Below are 25,095 nucleotides of genomic sequence, written 5' to 3' on the forward strand. Positions count from 1 at the left end.
GCTTATACAGTTTTATTTTGTATACGGATGGCATTTAGAATCGCCAAGAGTGCTACCCCAACATCGGCGATAACAGCTTCCCAGAGCGTTGCAACTCCTCCGGCCCCCAAGATCAAGACAATAATCTTTATACCCATCGCTAGGATGACGTTCTGCCAAACAATATTGCGGGTAATTTTACCAATTTTTATTGCGGATAAAATTTTATGAGGTTCATCATTTTGGATCACGACATCTGCCGTTTCAATGGTCGCATCAGCTCCTAATCCACCCATTGCTATACCTACCTGAGCTAAAGCTACCACGGGGGCATCATTGACGCCATCTCCGGCAAAAGCGACATTGCGTCCTTCGTCAATCAGTCTCTGAACATGACTTACTTTATCTTCGGGTAGAAGGTCACCGTAAGCTTTGTCAACACCAAGTTCCCTCGCGACCTCATCTACTACTGCTGTTTTGTCACCGGACAACATGACCGTGTATAAGCCTTGGGCCCGCATAGCCGAAATAACCTCTTTTGCATCAGGCTTATTTCGATCTGCAACGGTAATGTAGCCCGCATATTGATCCGCTATGGCAATCAATACAATGGAATAGACAATTTGCTTTATTTCTTCCGGATAACGAATGTTGAACTTGTCCAGCAATTTACTATTGCCAGCGAGGACAAGCTTATTGTTGATCGTTGCTTTGAGTCCATGGCCTGCGATTTCCTCAATCCCTTCAGTAATGAATGAGTTGTCTCCCGGATGGTAGCTAGCTATTGCCTTCGCGATAGGATGGGTAGAATTTGATTCAATGGCCTTGGCATAATCCAGTAATGTTGTCGCTTGTCCATTGACAGCGTGCACCTCCTTTACTTCAAAAACACCTTCGGTGAGGGTACCTGTTTTATCCATAACAATAGTATCAACTGTGGTGATGGCATCCAGGAAATTGCCGCCTTTGAATAATATTCCATTTCTGGAGGCCAATCCTATTCCGCCGAAGTAACCCAAGGGGATCGAGACCACGAGTGCACAAGGACAACTGATCACCAAAAAGACCAAACTGCGGTAAAACCAGTCTCTAAAGCTATAGTCACTGACAAGGAATATAGGGACGATAAGTACCAGAAGTGCCAGGGCAAAGATGATAGGGACGTAGATTTTTGCAAACCTTGAGATAAAGAGCTGTGTTTTAGATTTGCGCGCTGTCGCATCCTGCACCATCTCCAATATCTTGCTCAATTTGCTGTCCTGAAACGAGCTGACTACAGTGATTTCAGCAACTGTTTCTAGATTTATCATACCTGCAAAAACAGTGTCACCCTTATATTTGGTGTCCGGTTTGCTTTCTCCGGTTAGCGCTGCGGTATTGAACGCCGCCCGTTCATTGATCAGTCTGCCATCCAGAGCGACTTTTTCGCCCGCTTTGACGAGGATAATTTCACCGATTTCAACCGTCTTAGGGTTGGCATCCACTTGTTTTCCATCTCGCAAGACCGTGACTTTGTCCGGACGGATATCCAATAGTGATTTAATGGATTTTTTTGCGTTGTCCACTGCGGTATCCTGAAACCATTCGCCAATCTGATAAAATACCATGACAGCTACGCCTTCCTCAAATTCCCGTATTGCGAATGCGCCCAAGGTTGCCACGCTCATTAGAAAAAACTCGTTGAAGAAATCGCCACGCTTTGCTTTTCGAAAAGCCATTTGGATAACCGGAATACCTGCCAATAGGTAAGCAATGCCATTTAGAAGGAGAGACGCGTAAAACGGAAGTGTGATCTTAAATGCGTACTTGAGTATCAGCAGCGTGATCAATATGATGAGAGCTATAAGGAGTTTGCGTTGTGAAATCCACCAAGGTGTATCTTTTTCTGTATGGCTATGCTCGTGATTGTGTTCGCACATATATCGAGGGGGTCTATTAAATAATATAAATTTAGCTATTTTAAGCTTAAAAAGCGAGTGGAAGCTTAATAAAAATGGCCGATAAGCGGGTTTCCAAAATAGACGTTCCATCAGTAAGTCGTTCGCCATGCTGAAACAGAAAAGGCTGTTCTTCAAATAGAAAAACAGCCTTTTTATATTCAATAAATATAATTTTAGTCTTTTGAAGTACTTCCGATGATCATTTCTAGTATTGCGACAACAATGGCAAATAAGGCCGCAGTCCAAAATCCATCCACATTAAATTTGTCTCCAAGGAGTGAGTCTGAAAGCAAGACCATTAAAACAGTGATAATAAAGGAAACCAAACCCAGTGTTAGCCAGTTCAAAGGAAAGGTGAACAGCCTCAAAATAGAACCTACAGTAGCATTGACAAACCCGATAACCAATCCTGTGACAATAGCCCAGCCAAAACCAGCAACTTTTGCACCCGGTATAATCCAGCAAGCGATTGCGACAACAACTCCGGTGAGTAAAAGACTAATAATAAATTTCATAATATGCGCTAATTTATAAACAGTGAATAAAGTAATAATATAAAAACTATCGTGCAAACGCGATGCCAAAATTTAATGTGTATATACCGACAAACTGCTGTTTCGTTTCCTCTTTTCTCACCCTTTGTCCGGATCTGCTTAAACCTTGTTCAGAAGTCAACGATTAATTCGCTACCATTTCCTTATCGATTCAGTAAGTGATCTATAGCGAAACGACAGAAAAAGGGGATAAGATTTACAAAGAAGGGGCGTACTAAGAGTCATGCGAGGTCGAATAAGCCCCAAATAAGACTTGATAATGAGGAGTGTAGAGTTAAACCAAAAGCGAATCTTTGTGTCTATTTAAATAAATTGAAATCACGGAATATAAATGTATGCAAGCATAGTAAATATTTTGTATATTTATTTATATTAATAAATAAGATACTAGCGATCGTTTTTTAGTTATAACTCATAAATAGTAGACCAATGAAGAAAATTATGATGTCATTCATCATGTTACTTGCTACAGTAACATTGTTTGCACAAACAGATCCGATCATCGGAAAATGGGAAAACCCAAGTGGTGAGGGGCGTGTGGAGATTTATAAAAAAGGGGACAAATTTTTCGGTAAACTGTATTGGCTTAAATTTCCGAACAATGAGTCCGGACAGCCCAAGAAAGATGTGAAAAATCCTGACAAAGCGCTTCAGAGTAGAGCGGTTCAGGGATTGGAGATCCTGACCAATTTTACAAAAGACGGCAATACCTATGAGGATGGAAAAATCTATGATCCAAAAACAGGAAAGACCTATAGCTGTAAAATGACTTTAAAAGGTGATAAACTTGACATACGTGGCTATGTGGGGGTCAGCTTATTGGGTAGGACTGAAACCTGGAAGAGGATAAACTGATAGGAGCAAAGCGAGCAACCCAAAACCGACCTTCTTGATGGCAATGGTTTGGTATAAAAAAGGCAATTTATTTCATTAGAATAAATTGCCTTTTGGTTTTGTGGAGGAATAACAGTATTTTCATCTGCAAATTATAATAATCGCTGTATGTCCGTAAAAATGTCTTATGTTGAGAACGTAAAACTTGCGCTGCAATCTATTGTAGGCAATAAACTTCGGACATTTTTAACAGCGTTGATTATAGCTATTGGGATGATGGCCCTGATTGGCGTGTTGACATCTATTGACGCCATGAAAAATTCCCTCACGGATTCTTTTTCCTCCATGGGCTCCAACTCATTCAATATTCGAAATCGGGGTATAAATGTTCAGATTGGTACCGGTGGAACTCGATCCAAGGTCTTCGCAAATATAACCTATGCCCAGGCATCCCGTTTCAGACAGAATTTTCATTTTAACGCGATAACCTCCATCAGTGCCAATGTAACCTGGAATTCGACCGTAAAATTTCAATCCAAAAAAACCAATCCCAATATTGGACTCATAGGGACAGATGAAAATTATCTTCAAACCTCAGGATATGTAGTCAATGAAGGACGTAATTTCTCTGTTCGGGATGTGGAAACCGGTGGAGCTGTGATTATTATTGGTAGTGAGGTCAGTAAAATGCTTTTTAGTGAAATCATAGATCCAATAGGACAATATATCACAGTCAATAACATTCGTTATCAGGTGATAGGCGTATTGAAAAGCAAGGGGTCCTCTGCAGGTATGGGGGGTGATAGAGCCTGTTTTATCCCTTTGGTGAAAGCAAGATCTGTCATGCAGGTCGTGGAACCATCCTATGTAATCACCGTTTCTTCTAATGATCCAATGCGATTAGAAGCTGCAATTGGAGAAGCTTCCATTGTATTTCGGAATATTCGCGGGCTATCTGCGAGACAAACCAATGATTTTGAGATTACCAAATCCGATGCTGTAGCACAAATGCTTATGCAGAATATGGCGATGGTGACCCTGGGAGCTGTCGTGATTGCTTTTATTACCCTTGTTGGTGCATCTATCGGATTAATGAATATCATGTTGGTGTCTGTTACCGAACGGACACGGGAGATAGGTATACGGAAGGCAATAGGGGCTACACCCAGTGTGATACGCAAGCAATTTTTGATGGAGGCCATTGTCATCTGTATGATGGGCGGCGTCGCGGGTATATTTATCGGCATCCTGATCGGTAATTTATTAGCCCTTCAACTGGGGACATCCTTTATTATTCCTTGGGCAGCTATTATTCTTGGATTTGCCGTGTGTGGTCTTGTCGGGATGCTATCTGGTTATTATCCGGCATCAAAAGCTTCAAAATTAGATCCCGTGGATGCGCTGCGTTACGAATAAACCAAATCTGTATTAAATTAATACATTGTTGATCCCTATCAGTTGTTACATTTTTAACACTGCGCTGTCATGCTGCCCGTGATCCGAGGAGGCTTGCCAGTAATCCGAAATCGCCAGCCAGGGATCTATTCCATGATGATACCATTATTCGTTGCAAAAGGAAGGAAATGAAAGGGCGGTATAAATTTGTGCAAACGGTTTAATGTTATCAAAACATTGATTTGAGGTGAATTCTCAATAAACAGGCTGTTTCCACCAAAGAAAAACTGTAATATTGTATAAAAAAATAAATTCGAATTATGTACAATACATTACAACCAGTTTTACAAAAGGAATTGGAAGCAATCAAAGAAGCGGGATTGTATAAGCAAGAGCGGGTGATTGTTACCCCTCAAGGAGCAGATATTAAAGTGAGCACAGGACAGGAAGTCATCAATTTTTGTGCAAACAACTACTTGGGACTATCTTCTCACCCGAAGGTTATCGAAGCGGCAAAGCAGGCCATTGATACACATGGTTATGGCATGTCTTCAGTACGTTTTATCTGTGGTACACAAGATGTACATAAAGAATTAGAAGCAAAGATTTCCCAGTTCTTAGGAACAGAAGATACGATTTTATATGCTGCGGCATTCGATGCGAATGGCGGTGTTTTCGAACCATTGTTTGGTGCTGAGGACGCAATTATTTCCGATGAATTGAACCACGCTTCGATCATTGATGGTGTACGTTTGTGTAAAGCGCAACGTTTCCGTTATAAGAATGCAGATATGGCAGATTTAGAAGCACAGTTGCAGGAAGCCTCAGGAGCAAGACACAAAATCATCGTTACTGATGGTGCATTCTCTATGGACGGATCAGTAGCGCCATTGGACAAGATCTGTGATCTTGCAGACAAATATCAAGCTTTGGTGATGATCGATGAATCGCATTGTACAGGTTTCATTGGTGCCACAGGCCGCGGTACGCATGAACTTTTCAACGTGATTGATCGTGTAGATATCATTACCGGAACACTTGGTAAAGCCCTTGGTGGTGCTTCTGGTGGCTTCACATCAGGTAAAAAAGAGATTATCGATTTGTTACGTCAGCGTTCACGCCCTTATTTATTTTCAAATACATTGGCACCAGCAATTGCAGGCGCTTCTGTTGCGGTTTTGGATATGCTGAGTGAGACAACCGCTTTGCGTGATAAACTTGAATCCAACACCAAATATTTCCGTGAAAAAATGACGGAAGCAGGATTTGATATCAAACCAGGTTTCCACCCAATCGTCCCTGTGATGCTTTACGACGCGAAACTTGCACAAGCTTTTGCTGCTAAGATGTTGGACGAAGGTATTTATGTGATCGGTTTCTACTATCCTGTTGTACCTCAGGGAAAAGCTCGTATTCGTGTTCAAATTTCAGCAGGACATGAGCTTGCTCACTTGGATAAAGCTATCGCCGCCTTTACTAAAGTAGGTAAAGAATTAGGTGTAATTAAATAAAATACACATAGTTATAAATTTTATGGTGCAAAATGTTTATCTTTGCACCCTGAATTTAAAAACAAATTTACTTGCTAGATGCAAAATATTAGAAACATAGCGATTATCGCTCACGTCGATCACGGTAAAACTACGTTGGTAGACAAAATCTTACACTTCACAAATCTTTTTAGAGACAATGATGGTACAGGTGATTTAATTCTGGATAATAACGATTTAGAACGTGAACGCGGTATTACTATTGTCGCTAAAAACGTTTCTGTTGAATATAAAGGAGTAAAAATTAACGTTATTGATACACCTGGTCACGCCGATTTCGGTGGTGAGGTTGAGCGTGTATTGAAAATGGCTGATGGTGTTGTATTGCTAGTGGATGCTTTCGAAGGTCCAATGCCGCAAACACGTTTCGTTACACAAAAAGCATTATCATTAGGTTTGAAACCTTTGGTTGTTGTCAATAAAGTGGACAAAGAAAACTGTCGCCCAGAAGAAGTATACGAAAATGTATTTGATTTATTCTTTAGCCTAGATGCTACAGAGGAGCAATTGGCATTTCCAGTATTATATGGTTCTTCCAAACATGGTTGGATGTCAACAGATTGGAAAGAAAAGAAAGAAGATGTATCTGAACTATTAGATGCGATCATCAATCACTTCCCACCTTCACCATTTGTTGAAGGTACATTGCAAATGCAGATCACGTCGTTGGATTACTCTACGTTCGTAGGACGTATTGCTATTGGTCGTGTAGCTCGTGGTATAATTAAAGAAGGTCAACCAATCTCGTTGGTAAAACGTGACGGTAAGATCGTGAAATCACGTGTAAAAGAATTGCATACATTTGAAGGTTTAGGCCGTCGTCGTGTACAAGAAGTTAAATGTGGTGATATTTGTGCTGTTGTTGGTATCGAAGGTTTCGATATCGGTGATACAATCGCTGATTTTGACAACCCAGAGCAATTGGAAGTTATTAGCATTGATGAGCCAACAATGAATATGTTGTTCACGATCAATAACTCACCATTCTTTGGTAAAGAAGGTAAATTGGTTACTTCTAGACATATTCACGATCGTCTACAAAAAGAATTAGAAAAGAACTTGGCATTACGCGTCGTTCCTACTGAATCTCCAGACGCTTGGTTGGTATATGGACGTGGTATCCTTCACTTATCTGTATTGATCGAAACAATGCGTCGCGAAGGTTACGAATTGCAAGTAGGTCAGCCGCAAGTAATCTTGAAAGAGATCGACGGAAAGAAATGTGAGCCTATCGAGGTGTTGGTTGTTGACGTTCCTGCAGAAGTTTCTGGTAAAGTGATCGAGTTGGTAACACAACGTAAAGGTGAGCTTTTAGTGATGGAAACGAAAGGTGAAATGCAACATCTTGAGTTCGAAATTCCTTCTCGTGGTATCATTGGTCTACGTAACAACGTATTGACTGCTACAGCTGGAGAGGCTGTTATGGCACACCGTTTGAAAGGATACGAGCCTTGGAGAGGAACAATCCCTGGACGTTTGCATGGTGTATTGATCTCTTTGGATAAAGGTACAACCACTGCTTATTCTATTGATAAGTTACAAGATAGAGGTAAGTTCTTCGTTGATCCAGGTGTGGATATTTATGAAGGACAAATCTTAGGAGAGCACATCCGTGACAATGACTTAACGATCAATATTGTTAAAGGTAAACAATTGACAAATATGCGTGCATCTGGTACAGATGATAACACGCGTATTGCACCAGCAATTAAATTCTCTCTAGAAGAATCTATGGAATATATCCAAGCGGACGAATACATCGAGGTTACACCACTATCTACCCGTTTGCGTAAAATCTACTTGACAGAAAATGAGCGTAAAGTAAACGCGAAAAAATTTCAATAGTAGGTAACTAAAGATTGTAAAACAAAAGGGGCTGTATCTTGAAATTTGATACAGCCCCTTTCTGCTATTATTCTAAATAACTAAACGTTATATTTACTTCTTTTCTCTGACTTCAGCAGCTCGGTAGGTATCCCCATCCGTTGTGTAGATTTTGAATTGCGCTTCATAGCCTTCAGGGACATAAATAACGATAGGCATGCGACCATTGTAACGTACGGTCTCAGGTTGAGCGCTTACAAAAAGATTGCGCTTTGCTTTATCTGGGCATGCCATCATTGTGCTTGCTACATTTCCATTAGTTTTAAATACGTAGTAATCATAACCCCATCCTTGAAGATCTTTTTTCTCAAAGGAACCAGCTAGATTAAAATTGTTACAACCATCTACCTCCATCCATTTACCTACAGAGAATTCGATCTTCTTATTCTTATCATTCTCCGAATACGGAACTTCTATAATCATTTTTTTGTATCCTTTTTCCGCTGCAGGAAAAATATTTAAGTCTATTTTATCAATCACCATTTGTGCTTTACTTACTGTTGTGGATGCGACGAAAACGAATAGCATCATGACCATAACTTTAAATACATTTTTTCTCATAACCTTTTTTTTATTTTATTCTTTAAAACGCAATTTCTATCGCTATTGCTACTTTGTTTTGTAAAACTATATTTCTAAGACGACTTAAAATACAGAAGGATTAATTGGTAATGAATAAATATTTAGAATAATTGTTTGTTAATCCTGTTAAAGGTGTAAAAGAGCTCCCTTTGATAAGCTCTGGGTAATGCATTTGTTCATCGTTTGTTTTGTAATAAATCATGGTGCTTGCGTGACCTCAACAGGAACGCAAAATCCGTCGCTGACCTATATGGCATTAACAGCTAGAGCCGTAGATTATGCTGTCGCTGAAATGAAAAAAGGCGACCTCTAAATTCATAGAACTGCATCATGACAGCGGCTGTATTTTTTCGTGAGAGCTTTTAATTCATAGCGACTATAATCAGCCAAGATTGCGTAACTTTGTGTGAGATAAGGATTATTATGAGTAAAAAAGTGGAGCATACTCCAAAAGAATATATTCAAATAAAGGGGGCTAGAGTCAATAATCTGAAAAATATTGATGTTGATATTCCCAAAAATAAATTAGTTGTCATTACAGGAATGTCGGGTTCGGGAAAATCTTCCCTCGCTTTTGATACCCTATATGCTGAGGGGCAGCGACGGTATGTTGAAAGTCTTTCTTCCTATGCACGACAGTTTATGGGACGGATGAATAAACCTGAAGTCGATTACATCAAGGGGATCGCCCCAGCGATTGCGATTGAACAACGTGTTATTACCAGTAATCCCCGCTCTACTGTCGGAACTTCTACCGAAATATATGACTATCTGAAATTACTATATGCAAGGATCGGTAAGACGATTTCTCCTGTATCAGGCAGGGAGGTGACTAAAGATAGCGTGAGTTCGGTGGTAGATTTTGCGCTAAAGTTTGACGAGGGAGAATCTGTCACGCTCTTGGCTCCATTGGTGCCTTCCCATGGGCGAAAGCTTAAGGAAGAGTTGTCTCTCTTACTGCAGAAAGGATTTGTCCGTGTCGTTTATCAAGATAAAATGCAAAAAATCGAAAGTATTATTGACGATAAGAGCATGGCAAATGAAACGATTCAGGACGGCGAGGTATTGATCGTAGTGGATCGGGTACGTATCGAGCAGGACGATGATACCATTAATCGATTATCAGATTCTATTCAAACCGGATTTTTTGAGGGTAAAGGTGAATTGTATATCGAAGAAAAGGGTAAAAGACATCATTTCTCACATAAGTTCGAACTCGATGGAATTACTTTTGAGGAGCCTAGTCCCAACTTCTTTAGTTTCAATAATCCCTATGGTGCCTGTCGTCGATGTGAAGGCTATGGGAAGATCATTGGTATAGACCCAGATCTTGTTATACCAGATAAGAGTCGCTCTGTCTATGATGGCGCTATTGCTCCCTGGCGAGGAGAGAAAATGGGCGAATGGTTACAGGTGCTGGTAAAAAATTCTCTAAAGTTTGATTTTCCGATACACCGCGCCTATTCTGATCTGACCGCAGCGCAAAAAGAATTACTCTGGACGGGAAATAGTTATTTTACTGGGCTTAACCAGTTCTTTGAAGAGCTTGAAGAACAGACCTATAAAATTCAATACCGTGTGATGTTATCCCGTTACCGTGGTAAGACCGACTGTCCGGATTGTAGAGGAACAAGGTTGCGCAAAGATGCGACCTATGTAAAAGTGGGTGGTAGGTCAATTACCGATATCGTATTGATGCCTCTTGAAGAAGCTTTGGCATTTTTTACAGATTTGTCTCTGGAAGGAAATGAAAAGGTGATCGCCAAACGCTTGTTGGCCGAAATTAATAACCGGCTACAATTTCTATGTGATGTAGGGTTAAGCTACCTTACCTTAAACCGTCTGTCCAATACATTATCTGGGGGAGAATCGCAACGGATCAATTTGGCAACTTCGCTCGGAAGTTCGCTCGTCGGCTCAATCTATGTGTTGGATGAGCCGAGTATTGGGTTGCACCCGCGCGATACACAGCGTCTGATTTCGGTACTGAAATCCCTGCGTGATGTAGGTAATACGGTTGTTGTGGTTGAACATGAACAGGAGATGATGGAGGCTGCCGATTACCTGATCGATATTGGCCCTGAAGCAGGGATCAATGGTGGTGAGATGGTATTTGCTGGAACATATAGTGAGATCCTAAAAGATGATAGGAGTTTAACCGGTCAATACCTGAGTGGCAAGAGCAAGATCGAAGTTCCAAAAAAACGGCGAAAATGGTCCAATAGCATTACTGTAAAGGGAGCGCATGAAAATAACCTTCAGGGGATCGATGTGCAGTTTCCATTAAATACATTTACCGTTGTATCAGGGGTATCGGGATCCGGAAAGACCTCCTTGGTGAAACGTATTCTTTATCCGGCGTTGCAGAAATCAATCGGTAATTATTCTGGTGAACAAACTGGTGTATATGATTCCATAGAAGGTGATATTGCACAAGTGGAACAGATCGAAATGGTTGACCAGAATCCAATCGGTCGTTCTTCACGGTCCAATCCAGTGACTTATGTTAAGGCTTGGGATGAGATCAGGGCATTGTATGCCAATCAAGCGGCATCCAAAGCTGCGGGATTGAAACCTGCTGCGTTTTCTTTTAATGTCGAGGGCGGCCGCTGTGATGTCTGTCAAGGTGAGGGGGAAGTGAAGATCGAGATGCAATTTATGGCGGATATTGTACTTCCGTGTGAGGCCTGTGGTGGAAAACGTTTCAAGCAGTTTGTGCTAGATGTGCAATATAAAGGTAAATCCGTAGCAGATATACTTGAACTGAGCGTTGATGAAGCCATTGTCTTCTTTGGCGATCAGCCTAAGATATTGGCGAAGTTACAGCCATTACAAGATGTTGGTCTGGGGTATGTAAAGCTCGGGCAGTCTTCCAGTACGCTCTCAGGAGGTGAGGCCCAACGGATTAAACTTGCTTCCTTTCTGATCAAAGGCAATAACAGCAAGAAGACCCTGTTTATCTTTGACGAACCAACTACTGGTTTACATTTTCAGGATATTAAAAAACTGTTAAAATCGTTTGATGCTTTGATTGCTCTCGGCAACAGTATTTTGGTCATTGAGCATAATATGGATATGATCAAGTCGGCGGATTGGGTAATTGATATTGGACCTGAAGGGGGTAATAAAGGTGGAAAGGTGGTTTTTACGGGACTTCCAGAAGATCTCGCGCATTGTAAAGATTCTTATACAGGACCATTTTTAAAAACACATTTAAAAGATTAAACCCTACATTAGCATTCGTTATTAAACGGCGGGGCCTGCGCAGCGGGCGCTTTACTCAATACTCAATACTCAATACTATTATGATTAAAAGATTTTTTTTAAGTGTCGTATTTGGAATAGCCGCACTCTCCTCCATGGCACAACAACCGGAGAGACCCAAATTGGTCGTCGGTCTGATGGTGGATCAGATGCGCTGGGATTATCTATATCGTTTTGCGGACAGATATGGAAATGATGGTTTCAAGCGACTTTTGAAAGAAGGCTTCTCCTGTGAGAATACCCTGATCAATTATATTCCGACCTATACAGCTATAGGACACAGTTCGGTATACACGGGTTCTGTTCCTTCAATCCACGGTATTGCGGGTAATGATTGGATCGAGGAGCTTACAGGCAAGAATATGTATTGTACCCAAGATGACAATGTCGTTGGTATAGGTACTACAGAGAAAGAAGGAAAACAATCCCCACGTAATTTACTGGCGTCTACGGTAACGGATCAGTTGAAACTGGCGTCAAATTTTAAATCTAAAGTCATTGGTATCGCAATTAAAGACAGAGGCGGTATATTACCTGCCGGGCACTTTGCGGATGCTGCTTATTGGTTTGAGGCGAAGTCAGGCAATTGGATTACCTCCAATTTTTATATGGATCAATTACCGAAGTGGGTCGTTGACTTCAATAAGAAAAAGTTAGCGGAAAAATACCTTAAGGCAGACTGGAAGCCGATGTACAATGTGAGTACTTATGCTGCGAACAGTATTGCTGATGATAATATCTATGAGGGGAAATATCCAGGTGAAGAGAAACCAACCTTGCCGCGTGCGACATCTAAGTTGATGAAAGACGAAGGTCTTGAGTTGATCAAAACAACACCAATGGGTAATCAGTTTACCTTAGATCTGGCAATGGAAGCCATCAAAAATGAGCAGATGGGAAATAACCCAACTAAAAATACCGATTTCCTTTGTGTCAGTCTTTCGGCGACAGATTATGTTGGACACCGTTACTCATTGACAGCTGTGGAAATTGAAGATATTTATCTGCAATTGGACAAACAACTGGCCGATTTCTTTGCTTATCTGGATAATACTGTTGGTAAAGGCAATTACACCTTTTTCCTGACAGCTGACCATGGTGCTTCTTACAACTCTAGATTCTATATGGATATGAAAGGAAACGGCGGTTATTTCTATTCCCGTCAGATTATTTCGGATCTAAACAAAAAGTTGAAAGAGAAATTTGGACAGGAAAAAATCGTCAAGAGTATGATGAATTATCAGGTTCATTTGAATAATCAAATCATTGATTCGCTTCAATTGGATCGGGATAAAATTAAAGAGACAATTATTCGCGAATTGCGCCACACCGAAGGTGTTGCATATGTTGCAGATATGGAAAAGAGCGAAGGCCTAATGATTCCGGAGCCTGTGCGTGAAAAAATGATCAATGGGTATAATTACAAACGAAGTGGTGTTATCCAAATCGTTTGTGAACCACAATGGTATGATGGTACGCCACGATCTACGGGTACGACACATGGTACTTGGTCGGGATATGATTCCCATATTCCATTGGTATTTATGGGCTGGGGCATTAAGCCTGGTGTGTCCAATACCGAGGTCCATATTGTCGATATTGCGCCTACAATTTCATCACTATTGCATATTACCGAACCCAATGGAAGTATCGGTAAACCCATTACAGCGGTATTGGGCCAATAGCAATTAGATGATCAAATAATATTCGCCCTTAGCATAAGGATATCCAATGGGTAAATTGTGCTAAGGGCTTTTCTTTTACAGGCTAGTTTTATAGGTTTTATTCTATTGAATAAAAAACGTAAATTTGCAATTCAACAGGGGGTTAACAAATTATGCTTTCCAAAAAGACAAAATATGCAATTAAGGCACTTATGGTGCTCGGTCGTAACTACGGAAATGAACCTATGCAGATCGTTAAGATTGCACAGGAAGAAAATATTCCAAAAAAATTCTTGGAACAGATTCTCCTTGAAATGCGCAACGCAGGGATTCTCTATAGTAAAAAAGGTGCAGGGGGTGGCTATAGTCTAAATAAAGCTCCAGAAGATGTATTTTTATCTCAGGTAATGCGTCTGATCGATGGACCGATTGCTTTGCTCCCTTGTGTCAGTCTAAATTTCTATCGTTCCTGTGAAGAGTGTACCGAAGAGCATGCCTGTGGCATCCGTGATACATTTGTGGAAGTGCGGAATGCGATGTTGCAAATTTTGAATGACACCAGCATTGCACATCTAATCAATAAAGAAAAAGAGTTGAATCTAAACGTCGAATAATCGACTTGTTCGATGCCGTATGCAGGCTAGGCAAAATAGCTTGTTTGCAATGAATAGTATAGACAGCAGTGGCGCAAGCTTACTGCTGTTTTTTTATACTGAAGGTATTTCCAAAAACATATCTTGGCAGAATAAGCCCCCTTAGCATGATTTATTGGTATAGACAATAATTTGAGTTTTGCTTTAGAATAAGATAAATTTTATAATTTTAGGGCATTCATAATATACGGACAGATCACTTGAAAAACGATGAAAATGATGAGGTTAAGCTGGTTTCTCTTTTAATTAAGGGAGACAAATTGGCTTTCTCTAAGCTTTATGAACACTATTCTCCCACCTTGTTGCACAAGCTGAACAGATTGCTACCAGACGAGGAGCATGTGTTGGAAATACATCAAATTGCCTTCGTACGATTATGGGATATGCGCGCCAAAATTATTCCCGAGAAAGGTGTTTGGTCATTGCTACATACAATAGCCCGTAACCTGACCATTGATTATTTTCGCCAATCAGCTACAGATGAAGCTGTGCGTAAAGCACTTCTGACACAGGCAACCTTATATTATGAACTGGACGAAGCCAATGATACGTTGGAACAGCTATCTGATGAGCTATCAAAAGCGATAGAAAAATTACCCCCCAAGCGCAGAGAAATCTTCCTGTTGTGCAAATTCCAGGGAAAGAGTTATGAAGAAGCCGCAAAGATCCATGAAGTTTCAGTTGGTACTGTAAAAGATCACATGGCCAAAGCTATGCGTTTTTTAAAACAGGAACTCGGAGCCAAACTTTTTATGCTGTTGATAACACTTTTGGGGCTTCTTAACTAGGGATTTGCCTCACATAAGGCTAGTCTCAATAGTCTTTTTTATCCTCCTTAAACCTAATTTTTAATTTTTTTAAAAAAAATGATTTTCTAAGCATAGACTTTCTATGTCTTCTCCGTATTAAGGTTATTAAGGCTGTGATTTGAGCGATTATTATGTACGATAAAAAGGAGATTTTCGAGAAATACTTAGCCGGCACCTGCACGCCGGAGCAGGCCGCTTGGTTGGTAGCATTATTCGCTGACGAATCTTTTCGTGAGGAACTGGAAATGTATATGGATGCGGCAATGGATGATCAGCTGGAGGAAGAGGACATTATTGAGGAATTGTATACCCAATCGAAAAACCAATACCCAATCTTAGAATCGCTGCTCACTGGAGAAGAGATTAAAACGAAACCATCCATTTTGATCCGCTTATGGCCATGGGCGGCCGCTGCGGCAGCAATACTGATTCTCTATGTAGGAGGGTATCAATATAAAGCATATGAGGAGGCTCCAAGCACTACCGCTGTTACTGTCACGAATAGACATATGGAAAGCGCCAAAGTGGAATCACTGATGACATTGACGCTGCCGAATGGCGAGAAAATTGAGTTGACGGATAGTAGCAAAACGCAATACGCTGCTGCAAAAACAACAAATGAAGATTCTTTTTTTGAGATCAAAAAATTTGAGAATGCCTCCGAACCTATGGTACAGGAAATTAACGTTCCAACGGGTAAAACTGGAGCAATCGTGTTGACTGATGGAACCAAAGTTTGGCTCAATACGGGTACTAAATTACGTTACGATGCCAATTTCGTTGGATCCGAACGTGTCGTTTATCTGGAGGGAGAAGCTTATTTTGAGGTTTCGCACAATAAGCAGAAGCCTTTTGTGGTGGTTTCAAATGATCAAAAAATCAAGGTACTGGGGACGCATTTTAATGCTAAGGCTTATGCAAGTAATCGGACCACAACAACATTGATGGAAGGTAGTGTTGCCGTTTCTACTGCATCGAAGGTCCGTATTTTGACCCCGGGAGAATGCAGCGTTGTCGACCCAGGGAAGAATAATATCGATGTTTCTCCGGCCTTATTGTCCAATGTTAATGCTTGGCGAAATAATGAATTTTCATTTTTTAATGCAGGTTTGGAAGAGATCGGAGTGGAGTTGTCGCACTGGTATGGCATAGATGTTAGGGTGCTCGGCCAAGCTGACGAATTGGGCTTTACTGGAGTCATTTCCAAAGAAAAGACATTAGAAGAAGTATTGTCCATCTTGCGGAGAACAGGACAGATAAAATATCAAATCACTCCTTGGGGAGCAAAAGAAAGGAGGGTGATTCTGATGATGTAGTTTTACCTATGCAATCTAACTAACCACTGCTGAGCGGGGGACAGCAGTATACCTTAATTATTTGACCAATAAATTACGACCAAATGAATTTATTCAATTCCAGAGACCTATTGAAAAGGAGGGCTTTGGGCAAACGCACTGCAATTTTATTTGTTGCACTGACCTGTGCGCAGTTTAGCCTGGCGGCTTTTGCACAACGGGTCACTATAAAGAGGAAGGGAGTTCCACTTTCTCAAGTATTTAGTGAAATCAAGAGACAATGCAATTGTGATTTCTTCTACAATGAGTCTCTTGTCAAATCCAATACGGCGGTGGATATCGACATGCAGAATGCTACTGTGCAAGAAGTATTGGATCACTGTTTTAAAGATCAGTCGCTGCAATATAGCATCGATAATAAGACAATTGTAATTACCCCTAAGCCTCGTTCAGCCAAACAGCAGAAAGTACAGCTACGTGGTCGTGTAATGGATTATAAGGGAAAACCTCTGGTCGGCATTACGGTGGCCGAAAAAGATAATCCAAAGAATGCTGTTGGAACGGATACTGATGGGACGTTTATCCTATCGGTAACAAATGCAAATACAACATTGATTTTCAAAAGTATGGGTTTCCAGACTTTGCAGATATCCATGCAGGGTAAGACTTGGATAGAGGTGCGCTTGACTCCTGTCGAAAATCAGTTGGACGATGTGGTCGTCACAGGCTACCAAAACCTACAACGCAAATCATTGACCGGTTCGGTCGCTACGGTTAATATGGAGCAGTTAGAAACGATATTTCAGCCGAATATTGATAAACTCCTACAAGGACAGGTACCTGGGCTTATGGTCATGAGTACTTCGGGTGCTCCGGGCGCTATGCCGCAAATTCGCATTCGTGGTACTGCTGCGTTAAGCGGGAATGTGCAGCCTTTATGGGTTGTCGATGGTATTATTCTGGATGACGCGGTGAATGTTTCTGTTGATGATATTATGACTAATAGAAACCTGATCGCTTCTGGTATTGGTGGTGTCAATGTGGAAGATATCGAAAGCATCAATGTCTTAAAAGATGCAGCGGCAACGGCTATCTATGGAACTAAAGCCGCTAATGGTGTCATTGTAATTACTTCCAAAAAGGGGCGGGCTGGTAAAACCCGAGTGAATTTTTCAAGCACCTTAACGATGGGAGAGCGACCACAGATAGCGGACGCCTATATGATGAACTCCAAGGAACGGGTGGACGTCAATTTAGAAATGTTACAGCGGAATTTGTTTAATGCAAACAGCCCTAAACCCGGCGAATATGGTACTGTTACTGATTTTGAACGTTATTTTATTGATGCAAATGATAAGCGGATTAGCTGGGGTCAATTTGAAGACAAGATAAAGTACCTGGAAACGGTCAATACCGATTGGTTTAAACATCTATTCAGAAATTCGCTATCTCAACGGTATAACGTAAGTTTTTCCGGTGGAAATGAAAAGACGACTTTTTATGCCTCAGGAAGCTACAATAATGATCAGGCGACCGCGAAAGGCGTGGGACAGAAAACCTATACTGGATCATTGAAAGCCTATACTTTCTTAACACCCAAGATGCGATTGGGAGTCATGATGGATATCAATGCACGCGACAATAAGAGTTTTTTTGCTGTCGATTCGCGCGAAAACCCCTATGAATGGGCGATCTATACCACACGTGCGCAACCCGCTTTTGACGGTGATGGAAATTATAGTTATTTCTACCATAATACCTTGAAATATAATTTTATGGAAAATAGGGAGCAGGGCTGGAGAAATGCAAATAACTTCGGACTACGGTCTTCAGTGGATTTTGAATGGAAATTCATGAAAGATCTGACATTTACTTCTTTGTTTAGTTATACGAAACAAAATACACGAGATGTCGATGTTGCTTTGGAGGATAGTTATTTTGTGCGGAGCCGGAAAAAAGACTATTACGATATCATCGACTATACAGCAGTGCAGATCTGGAAGGATGGAGGTTATAGAAGAGGAAAGGCATCCGTCAACGGTTCGATTACCTTTCGGAATCAAATAATCTATAATCCCCTCTTTAAAGACAAGCATTATCTAAACGTGATGCTAGGGCAAGAGATCCGTAAATCTAAGACTGAGGAGGAAGTAACGCAGGTTTATGGATATGCACATGATCGAGGCCATCAACAAGTGCCACAGTTTGAGCTGATGAAAAAGATGGGTGTTCCCTATTGGACAGAACGTCTGGATGAAGCTGCTGCAGTATCTTATTTCGGTGCATTCAATTATACCTTTGACAATAGATATACCGTAAGCTTTAACGCCCGTACAGATGGTTCCAATAGATTTGGTCTGAAAACTAATCAGTTATTTCAGCCACTTTGGGCATTTGGAGCGAACTATCAGATGAAGCAGGAGCGTTTTCTAAATCAGATTGATTGGTTATCCTATTTGACACTAAGAGGATCCTATGGCAGCCAGGGTAATGTTGCTTCTCAAGCCTACTCCGACTTGGTTGCGACGATCGGCGCGGTGAATGTAGATAATCCGGTCAATTATTTAATTATCAACGCACCGAAAAATCCTTATCTCAAATGGGAAAAGACCTATACAACCAATTTGGGGCTTGAATTTGGCTTATGGAAACGCCGTTTAATGGGCTCTGTCGAATTTTATAATAAAAAAGGCACAGACCTGTTGGGATCGAAACAAGTGTCACAAGTGACCGGATTCGAATCGCTTCAGGTGAACTGGGCGACAATGCGCAATCGAGGTTGGGAGTTTTCTGTCAGCTCAATCAATATTGATTCTAAGAATTTTAGATGGTCATCAAATATTAATTATGGCTTGAACAAAAATGAGGTATTGGACGTTAATGCCAAGCCAACGGTGGGCAGTCTGACAGAAGCAAATCGGACTAACTATGCATCATCTGCAGTAATTGGCAAGCCACTAGATGGGGTATGGTCTTATCGTTATGCAGGACTCAATACAGATGGTAGAGCTACATTTTATACCAATAAAGAAGGGGAAAAGGTACTCTATGGTATGACGAACTTGGATGGCCTGAAGTACGAGGGACCCAATCTACCAACGACGCAATTGGGTTTTACCAATACGTTCGCCTATAAGCGTTTGTCTTTGTCAGCCTTGTTTATTGGTAGTTTTGGTAATGTGATGCGACTGCGCAACCTCTCACAAAACTATGCCCTGACTTTTCCAGAGCCCACACAGAACCTGTCGAGAGAATGGGTAAACAGATGGCGTAAACCAGGGGATGAACTCAATACGAATATCCCTAAACTTGAAGATTCTGCGTTCGAGGCCGCTGTGACAGGTACTTCACCATACAATGGCAGAATGTACGATAACTCTGATTTGAGAACAGTAAAAGGTGATTTTGTGCGCTTGCAGAACCTCTCCATTTCTTATGATTATTTTACGCCTAGATTGCGGGCATTGGGAATCCAGAATATTCGCCTTATGTTACAGGGTAATAATCTCTATGTATGGAAAGATGCTAAACTGAAAGGTCAGGATCCGGAGGCGCAAGGAAGCAAAATGTCTTACGCAGACTCGAGATCCGTTCAGGTATCGTTTGGAAATACATTCCTCCCCGTGCCACGATCATACACAGCATCTTTACAAGTTCAATTTTAAACCTAAAAGCTATTATGAAGACTACATCTAAATATTTGTTGCTGGGTATGTTTTGTTCAGCAGTAGGCTTGTCATCTTGTACGGGCTTATTGGATATAAAACCCGTCAATAGTATGACACCCGAAACAATCAATGATTATGAATCGATTTTATTAGGCGGGTATCCACGCAGCGATTATTTCTATAAAACCGAATTAATGACCGATAACGCAATGGTCAATCTCAATACAACGTATAAACCCAGTGCTGCTGATGAACCCTGGTTCTTGTTTGCCTCATCGCATTTATTGGACAATAGTCCTAATGATCCCTATTGGGGGCAGCTTTATAAGACTATTTTTTATGCCAATACAGTCTTGGATAAGTTCAAAGAAGTGATCCCTACCAGTGAAGAACAGTCAAACTACGATAGGATAAAAGGTGAAGCGCTCGCATTGCGGGCTTATGCCTATTTTTACCTAGTTAATATGTATGCTGATGTATATACAGCAAATAACCTGGAACTCCCAGGTGTACCAATGCCTCTTGATGCCGTCGATGTTAACGAATTCAGCAAGAATAATGTACGCCAACCTTTAGGAAAAGTATGGGGGCAGATCGAAGCAGATTTGGGTCAGGCCGCAGATCTATTGCGCGGAAAGCCTACGAATGATCGTTTTCGGCTCAATATTACGACTGTACAATTATTACGTGCCCGTGTGTCATTATTTATGGGACAATATGATCAGGCAATAGCCTTTGCCGGAGAAGTGATGTCAAGTGCAAAGCTCGCTGATCTCAATACCATGCAATCTTATATTGACAGTAAGTCCAATAAGTATGCTTTTTCGGGCAATGTAGGCTTTATTGATACAGATTATAATAGAGAAATACTATTCTTTACAGCAGGAAGAGCCAATAATAATATCTTTTACTATTCTCAGGCAGCATTTAAACCTACCGAAGAGATCTTGGACCTGACTAAAAGAAATGGCAACCTGGTTGATTACAGGCAATACTTGTTTGATTCATTTGAAGACTTTTCACAGCCTGATGGTGTCATGGTTGGAAAGACGGTGTACCATATGTTTGCCACACAGGAAAAATATTGGTTTTATATTGGCTTTAAAGCCAGTGAGGCCTATGTGATACGTGCTGAGGCCTACGCTAGAAAACAGCAATATAGTAATGCTTTGAAAGACCTCAACGATCTGTTGGTGACGCGTTACAAAAAAGGAACGTTTATCGGGTTAAAGGAAAGTGACTATATTGATAAAGCAGGTATTTTGAAAAGAATACTCGAAGAGCGCCGTCTGGAAACTGCATTCGATGGCGGACTGCGATTTTTTGACTTACGTAGAATTGGAAAGCCCGAAATCAAGCATACCTATAAAAATGGACAGGAGTTTGTAATGCGCAAAGATGATCCAAAATATGTCTTGCAGATTCCTCAATCAGAACAGAATAATTCACCAAATATGCCTATTAATCCACGATAATCAATTCATCAATGAAGAAGATATTTTCAATCGGCCTAGTAAGCATGTTGTTACTGGCCAGTTCATGTACAAAAAATGAATCAATCAATTCCTCGGAATCTTTCGGATTTCAAGAGCGTTTTGGCCCAAAAGAAGAGGAGTTACCCGCTGTTAAGGAGATGTTCAAGACCTATGATTTATGGCTGCGTCTTAATTTTAAGGATCCGAAGGAGGTGACAAATAGTATTTTGGTGCAAGATGTCAATAATCGCTATGGAGCAACACCAATCGAGGACAAGGCCAAACCAAGTGCCATTATGTTTGTAGATACCCTGCTGCATAATGTTTCTACCGATTTTGTGCGGCGGGTATTTCCACGGGAGTTCTTTTTCGTAAAGACCTATAATGGTTCTTGGTGGAAACAGGATATTTATGTCTTGGGACGTTCGCGTTTAATTGTCTGTTGGCCCAATGAACGATTAAATACCCAACCTATTACGGTGCCTGAAACACATTATTACCGGGATTCTGTACTTACGCGTATGGTTTGGGGCAATTTGTCCGGGATGCTCGCGCAGCGAATGGAAGGAAATGTTCCTGGATTTGAGGCTGCCGGAATGCCTTATGACAATGGAAAGGCACTCGATGAAATTAACAAAAATTTTCCGGGCAATAGTGATGAAGATATTGAAGCTCGTAATCGTGAGGTTTCCAAATTAGCCGCAGAACGTGGTTATATCTCTGGCTCTGGCTCGAGGGGTTACGAAGTTGACTTGGGGCAGTGGTTTAGTCTGTTGACAACTGAATCCTATCAAAACATTAAAAAAGTATACTTAGATACCAGTGAAAAAAGAACGGCTAAATATAAGATATTGACAGATTTTCTCAAGAAGGAATACCATTGGGACATCCAAGCGGCTGGTAACAAGTATCGCCAAAAATTAAATAGTTTTAATTAATGTCACGCCAAACCTTATAGAAATATAATAAAAAAGCCAATTCATCATAGGCGGGTTAAAGACACTCGTCTATGATGATTAACGAAGTAAACAATTATTAAATACAAGCATCTAAAATCAAATTTGTACACATGAAAATTTTAAAAATGATCGCCTTGTTGGCCCTCCCTAGTGCGGTGATGGCACAACAGTCGGATTTCAGTATTGAGGGAAAAATACAACAACCCAAAAAAGAAGGACAAGTATTTATGTCGATCCGTACTCCGAATAGTCAGGTATTGGATTCGGTAAAAGTAAATAAGGGTACCTTCGCTTTTAAAGGCCAAGCCAATGGACCTACCATGGTCTACATTGTCTACGACCAAGAAAACAAAGGTTGGGACAAGATCGGGTACAAAGGAGATATGCTAGGTATTTATGTCGATAAAGGAAAGACAACTATAACAGCTAAAGACTCAGTAAAAACAGCTGTTGTTAAGGGCTCACCACTTCAAGATGCACATGCAGCATATAAGAATCTTATCAAAGAATCCGAGGATGGAATTAACGCGATCAATCTGAAATACAGCAGCGCTACTGCAGAGCAACGCAAAGACGATGCTTTTGCTGGACCGCTTCGGGAGCAGTATATGAAATTTGCGGAACAGAAGAAACAGTTGCAACAAGACTATATCGCGAAGAATCCAAACTCTTATTTCAGTTTATTGGCGATTCAGGATCAACTTTATGCTGGGGCCGAAATTTTAACTTTGGAACCTGAATTTAATAAACTTTCGGCATCTGTACGTAGTTCGGAAAGCGGAGAAGCTTTCGCGAAGCAGATCACGGCAGCTAAATCAACTGCGGTTGGGGTACTTGCACCAGACTTTACACAGCATGATGTCAATGACAAACCTGTTAAGTTATCTGATTTTAGGGGTAAATATGTGTTGTTGGATTTCTGGGCTTCTTGGTGTGGTCCTTGTCGGGCCGAGAATCCCAATGTTGTAGCAGCTTATGGTAAGTTTAAGGATAAAAATTTTACAGTACTGGGTGTTTCGTTGGATCAACCGGGCAAGAAAGACAACTGGTTGAAAGCTATTGAAGCGGACAAATTGAGCTGGACAAATGTAAGTGATCTGAAGTTTTGGAATAACGAGGCGGCTAAGCTCTACGGTGTACGCGGTATCCCACAGAACTTCCTGATCGGTCCCGACGGGAAGATTGTTGCTAAAGACCTACGTGGAGAACAGCTACATGAGAAATTAGCAGAACTATTGAAATAACATGATGACGAGATTAAAGTTTATTGCACTGGGAATAGGAACTATTTTATCCTTGTTTTGTGTTTTTGCTCTTCGTGCTCAGACAACTTCTAAGGTTGTTTTTGTAGGAAAAGTTGACCCGAAATTTGATGGTACCAAGATCTATCTTTATAACAATATTACGGGCGATAATGATACAGCTACTGTTACAAAAGGGATCTGGCAAATAGAACGGCCATTTACGGTAGCCACCCGGCACATGTTGGCCGCTGAGGCGGAGTCTAAAAAACATGGCGGTTACGCGCCCTTTGGTATTCTGGTTGATGCTCCTGCAACAATTCACATTGCGGGTGATCTGGAGTCTTTCTATACCTCCAAGGTTTCGGGATCCAAAGCCCATGATGTACTGAATCAGTATTTCACACTCATGCAGACTAAGGGGGCGGATGAAGCTGCAGTGATTACGCAGGTCGTTGCTCAAAATAACAATTCTTTTGGAGCAGCTTTTTTATTGGACCGCTATGGAAAGGCCATGAAACCGGAGGAAGCCTTAAAGGTTTATGAGGGACTGACGCCTGCTATCAAGCAATCCTATTATGGTAAATCTGCCGGCAATCAAATTCGTGGAGCTTTGTTGTCAAAAGAAGGAGCTTTGGTGGCGAATTTTTCGTTGCCAAATGAAAACGGTCAAAAAATTGACTTCGCTTCTATGAAAGGTTCCTATGTGCTATTGGACTTTTGGGCTTCTTGGTGTGGTCCCTGTATCGAAGAGTTTAAAACACTCAAGGAGATTTACGGAAAATATAAGGGTAAATCAGCGTTTGAGATTTTAAGTATTTCTACTGATAAGAGTGAAAATGCATGGAAGAATATGCTTAAAACCCAACAATTACCCTGGATACAACTGCACGATAATCCGGCGGACAACAGTATTGCAGTGAGTCGGTTTGCTGTGACAGCCTTACCCACAACTTTCTTGGTAGATCCGAATGGAAAGATTCTTGCTAAAAACCTAAGGGGAGAGGAATTAAAGGCTTATTTGGTTAAGCTATTCGGTTACTAGCCGCTCCGTTAGCCAATTTTAAGCATAAGCGTCAGCATCTGAAAATGCTGGCGCTTTTTTGTCCTGGTTAATTAAAGGAATGGAAACTATATTTCTTCTGATATTATCAGTTGTGTCTTATTGGGAAAAGAAAGCTGGTGTAACATCCTGCTCTATCCAAATTTGTTAGACATTTCTATTTAATTTCCTGTTTTACAGTTTGTTGTTGTAAGTTTTTGTGTTTTTTTAATTTCTTAATTATTTAACATAATTTTACGAATTTTCCGTAGCAACATTGATATCTTTATTGCGACAATATATAAAC

The 25,095-nt window shown here is 40.9% G+C and carries 17 protein-coding genes; 14 read left to right on the top strand and 3 right to left on the bottom strand.

Annotated elements, in window-relative coordinates; all coding sequences use genetic code 11:
- Nucleotides 1-2: 2 nt before the first annotated feature.
- On the bottom strand, nucleotides 3-1,898 hold the full coding sequence (locus M2408_RS19265; protein ID WP_259185762.1) for a heavy metal translocating P-type ATPase: 1,896 nt from the start codon (nucleotides 1,896-1,898) through the stop codon (nucleotides 3-5).
- Nucleotides 1,899-2,092: 194 nt separating this feature from the next.
- Nucleotides 2,093-2,434, bottom strand: coding sequence for a phage holin family protein (locus M2408_RS19270; protein WP_120261196.1), 342 nt, complete (start codon nucleotides 2,432-2,434; stop codon nucleotides 2,093-2,095).
- Nucleotides 2,435-2,902: 468 nt separating this feature from the next.
- Here M2408_RS19270 and M2408_RS19275 point away from each other — a divergent pair, with 468 nt between their 5' ends.
- From M2408_RS19275 to typA, 4 genes are all read left to right on the top strand, one after another.
- A complete protein-coding gene (locus tag M2408_RS19275) occupies nucleotides 2,903-3,328 on the top strand; it encodes a DUF2147 domain-containing protein (RefSeq protein ID WP_120261195.1) in 426 nt (141 codons plus the stop codon).
- Nucleotides 3,329-3,475: 147 nt separating this feature from the next.
- The gene (locus M2408_RS19280) at nucleotides 3,476-4,723 is read left to right on the top strand and encodes an ABC transporter permease (RefSeq protein WP_120261194.1); all 1,248 of its coding nucleotides are present in this window, start codon (nucleotides 3,476-3,478) and stop codon (nucleotides 4,721-4,723) included.
- A gap of 299 nt (nucleotides 4,724-5,022) precedes the next feature.
- Nucleotides 5,023-6,213 (top strand): glycine C-acetyltransferase, encoded by a 1,191-nt coding sequence (gene kbl / locus M2408_RS19285; RefSeq protein WP_259185769.1) that lies wholly within the window; start codon nucleotides 5,023-5,025, stop codon nucleotides 6,211-6,213.
- A gap of 78 nt (nucleotides 6,214-6,291) precedes the next feature.
- The gene (gene typA, locus M2408_RS19290; protein WP_259185778.1) at nucleotides 6,292-8,097 is read left to right on the top strand and encodes a translational GTPase TypA; all 1,806 of its coding nucleotides are present in this window, start codon (nucleotides 6,292-6,294) and stop codon (nucleotides 8,095-8,097) included.
- Nucleotides 8,098-8,190: 93 nt separating this feature from the next.
- On the opposite strand, the gene M2408_RS19295 is transcribed toward typA, so the two are convergent.
- Nucleotides 8,191-8,697: an ecotin gene (locus M2408_RS19295; RefSeq protein ID WP_259185779.1), complete on the bottom strand. Its 507-nt coding sequence runs from the start codon at nucleotides 8,695-8,697 to the stop codon at nucleotides 8,191-8,193.
- 444 nt (nucleotides 8,698-9,141) lie between these two features.
- On the opposite strand from M2408_RS19295, the gene uvrA reads away from it, so the two are divergent.
- The 10 genes from uvrA (at nucleotide 9,142) to M2408_RS19345 (ending at nucleotide 24,791) form a co-directional block, all read left to right on the top strand.
- On the top strand, nucleotides 9,142-11,943 hold the full coding sequence (gene uvrA, locus M2408_RS19300) for an excinuclease ABC subunit UvrA (protein WP_259185786.1): 2,802 nt from the start codon (nucleotides 9,142-9,144) through the stop codon (nucleotides 11,941-11,943).
- 80 nt (nucleotides 11,944-12,023) lie between these two features.
- Nucleotides 12,024-13,667, top strand: a complete 1,644-nt coding sequence (pafA, locus tag M2408_RS19305; RefSeq protein ID WP_259185788.1) for an alkaline phosphatase PafA — start codon at nucleotides 12,024-12,026, stop codon at nucleotides 13,665-13,667.
- A 152-nt stretch (nucleotides 13,668-13,819) separates the two neighbouring features.
- A complete protein-coding gene (locus M2408_RS19310) occupies nucleotides 13,820-14,260 on the top strand; it encodes an Rrf2 family transcriptional regulator (RefSeq protein WP_120261185.1) in 441 nt (146 codons plus the stop codon).
- 239 nt (nucleotides 14,261-14,499) lie between these two features.
- Nucleotides 14,500-15,087 (top strand): RNA polymerase sigma factor, encoded by a 588-nt coding sequence (locus tag M2408_RS19315; protein WP_259185813.1) that lies wholly within the window; start codon nucleotides 14,500-14,502, stop codon nucleotides 15,085-15,087.
- A 152-nt stretch (nucleotides 15,088-15,239) separates the two neighbouring features.
- A complete protein-coding gene (locus tag M2408_RS19320) occupies nucleotides 15,240-16,424 on the top strand; it encodes a FecR family protein (protein WP_259185833.1) in 1,185 nt (394 codons plus the stop codon).
- A gap of 83 nt (nucleotides 16,425-16,507) precedes the next feature.
- Nucleotides 16,508-20,068, top strand: a complete 3,561-nt coding sequence (locus M2408_RS19325; RefSeq protein ID WP_259185842.1) for a SusC/RagA family TonB-linked outer membrane protein — start codon at nucleotides 16,508-16,510, stop codon at nucleotides 20,066-20,068.
- Between the two features lie 14 nt (nucleotides 20,069-20,082).
- Nucleotides 20,083-21,546: a RagB/SusD family nutrient uptake outer membrane protein gene (locus M2408_RS19330; RefSeq protein ID WP_259185848.1), complete on the top strand. Its 1,464-nt coding sequence runs from the start codon at nucleotides 20,083-20,085 to the stop codon at nucleotides 21,544-21,546.
- 11 nt (nucleotides 21,547-21,557) lie between these two features.
- Nucleotides 21,558-22,484 (top strand): hypothetical protein, encoded by a 927-nt coding sequence (locus M2408_RS19335; protein ID WP_259185852.1) that lies wholly within the window; start codon nucleotides 21,558-21,560, stop codon nucleotides 22,482-22,484.
- 131 nt (nucleotides 22,485-22,615) lie between these two features.
- The gene (locus M2408_RS19340; RefSeq protein ID WP_259185853.1) at nucleotides 22,616-23,749 is read left to right on the top strand and encodes a TlpA disulfide reductase family protein; all 1,134 of its coding nucleotides are present in this window, start codon (nucleotides 22,616-22,618) and stop codon (nucleotides 23,747-23,749) included.
- A 1-nt stretch (nucleotide 23,750) separates the two neighbouring features.
- A complete protein-coding gene (locus tag M2408_RS19345) occupies nucleotides 23,751-24,791 on the top strand; it encodes a TlpA disulfide reductase family protein (protein ID WP_259185856.1) in 1,041 nt (346 codons plus the stop codon).
- The last annotated feature ends 304 nt before the right edge of the window (nucleotides 24,792-25,095 follow it).

The sequence above is a fragment of the Sphingobacterium sp. BIGb0165 genome (genome assembly GCF_024810095.1).
Classification (GTDB): Bacteria; Bacteroidota; Bacteroidia; order Sphingobacteriales; family Sphingobacteriaceae; genus Sphingobacterium; species Sphingobacterium detergens.

What these genes read in the sequence shown, in the direction of transcription:
- M2408_RS19340 (WP_259185853.1), top strand. Translation starts at nt 22,616, where the DNA reads ATGAAAATTTTAAAAATGATCGCCTTGTTGGCCCTCCCTAGTGCGGTG.
- M2408_RS19265 (WP_259185762.1), bottom strand. Translation starts at nt 1,898, where the DNA reads ATGTGCGAACACAATCACGAGCATAGCCATACAGAAAAAGATACACCT.
- pafA (WP_259185788.1), top strand. Translation starts at nt 12,024, where the DNA reads ATGATTAAAAGATTTTTTTTAAGTGTCGTATTTGGAATAGCCGCACTC.
- M2408_RS19325 (WP_259185842.1), top strand. Translation starts at nt 16,508, where the DNA reads ATGAATTTATTCAATTCCAGAGACCTATTGAAAAGGAGGGCTTTGGGC.
- M2408_RS19280 (WP_120261194.1), top strand. Translation starts at nt 3,476, where the DNA reads ATGTCCGTAAAAATGTCTTATGTTGAGAACGTAAAACTTGCGCTGCAA.
- M2408_RS19310 (WP_120261185.1), top strand. Translation starts at nt 13,820, where the DNA reads ATGCTTTCCAAAAAGACAAAATATGCAATTAAGGCACTTATGGTGCTC.
- M2408_RS19330 (WP_259185848.1), top strand. Translation starts at nt 20,083, where the DNA reads ATGAAGACTACATCTAAATATTTGTTGCTGGGTATGTTTTGTTCAGCA.
- M2408_RS19295 (WP_259185779.1), bottom strand. Translation starts at nt 8,697, where the DNA reads ATGAGAAAAAATGTATTTAAAGTTATGGTCATGATGCTATTCGTTTTC.
- kbl (WP_259185769.1), top strand. Translation starts at nt 5,023, where the DNA reads ATGTACAATACATTACAACCAGTTTTACAAAAGGAATTGGAAGCAATC.
- typA (WP_259185778.1), top strand. Translation starts at nt 6,292, where the DNA reads ATGCAAAATATTAGAAACATAGCGATTATCGCTCACGTCGATCACGGT.
- M2408_RS19270 (WP_120261196.1), bottom strand. Translation starts at nt 2,434, where the DNA reads ATGAAATTTATTATTAGTCTTTTACTCACCGGAGTTGTTGTCGCAATC.
- uvrA (WP_259185786.1), top strand. Translation starts at nt 9,142, where the DNA reads ATGAGTAAAAAAGTGGAGCATACTCCAAAAGAATATATTCAAATAAAG.
- M2408_RS19335 (WP_259185852.1), top strand. Translation starts at nt 21,558, where the DNA reads ATGAAGAAGATATTTTCAATCGGCCTAGTAAGCATGTTGTTACTGGCC.
- M2408_RS19345 (WP_259185856.1), top strand. Translation starts at nt 23,751, where the DNA reads ATGATGACGAGATTAAAGTTTATTGCACTGGGAATAGGAACTATTTTA.
- M2408_RS19275 (WP_120261195.1), top strand. Translation starts at nt 2,903, where the DNA reads ATGAAGAAAATTATGATGTCATTCATCATGTTACTTGCTACAGTAACA.
- M2408_RS19320 (WP_259185833.1), top strand. Translation starts at nt 15,240, where the DNA reads ATGTACGATAAAAAGGAGATTTTCGAGAAATACTTAGCCGGCACCTGC.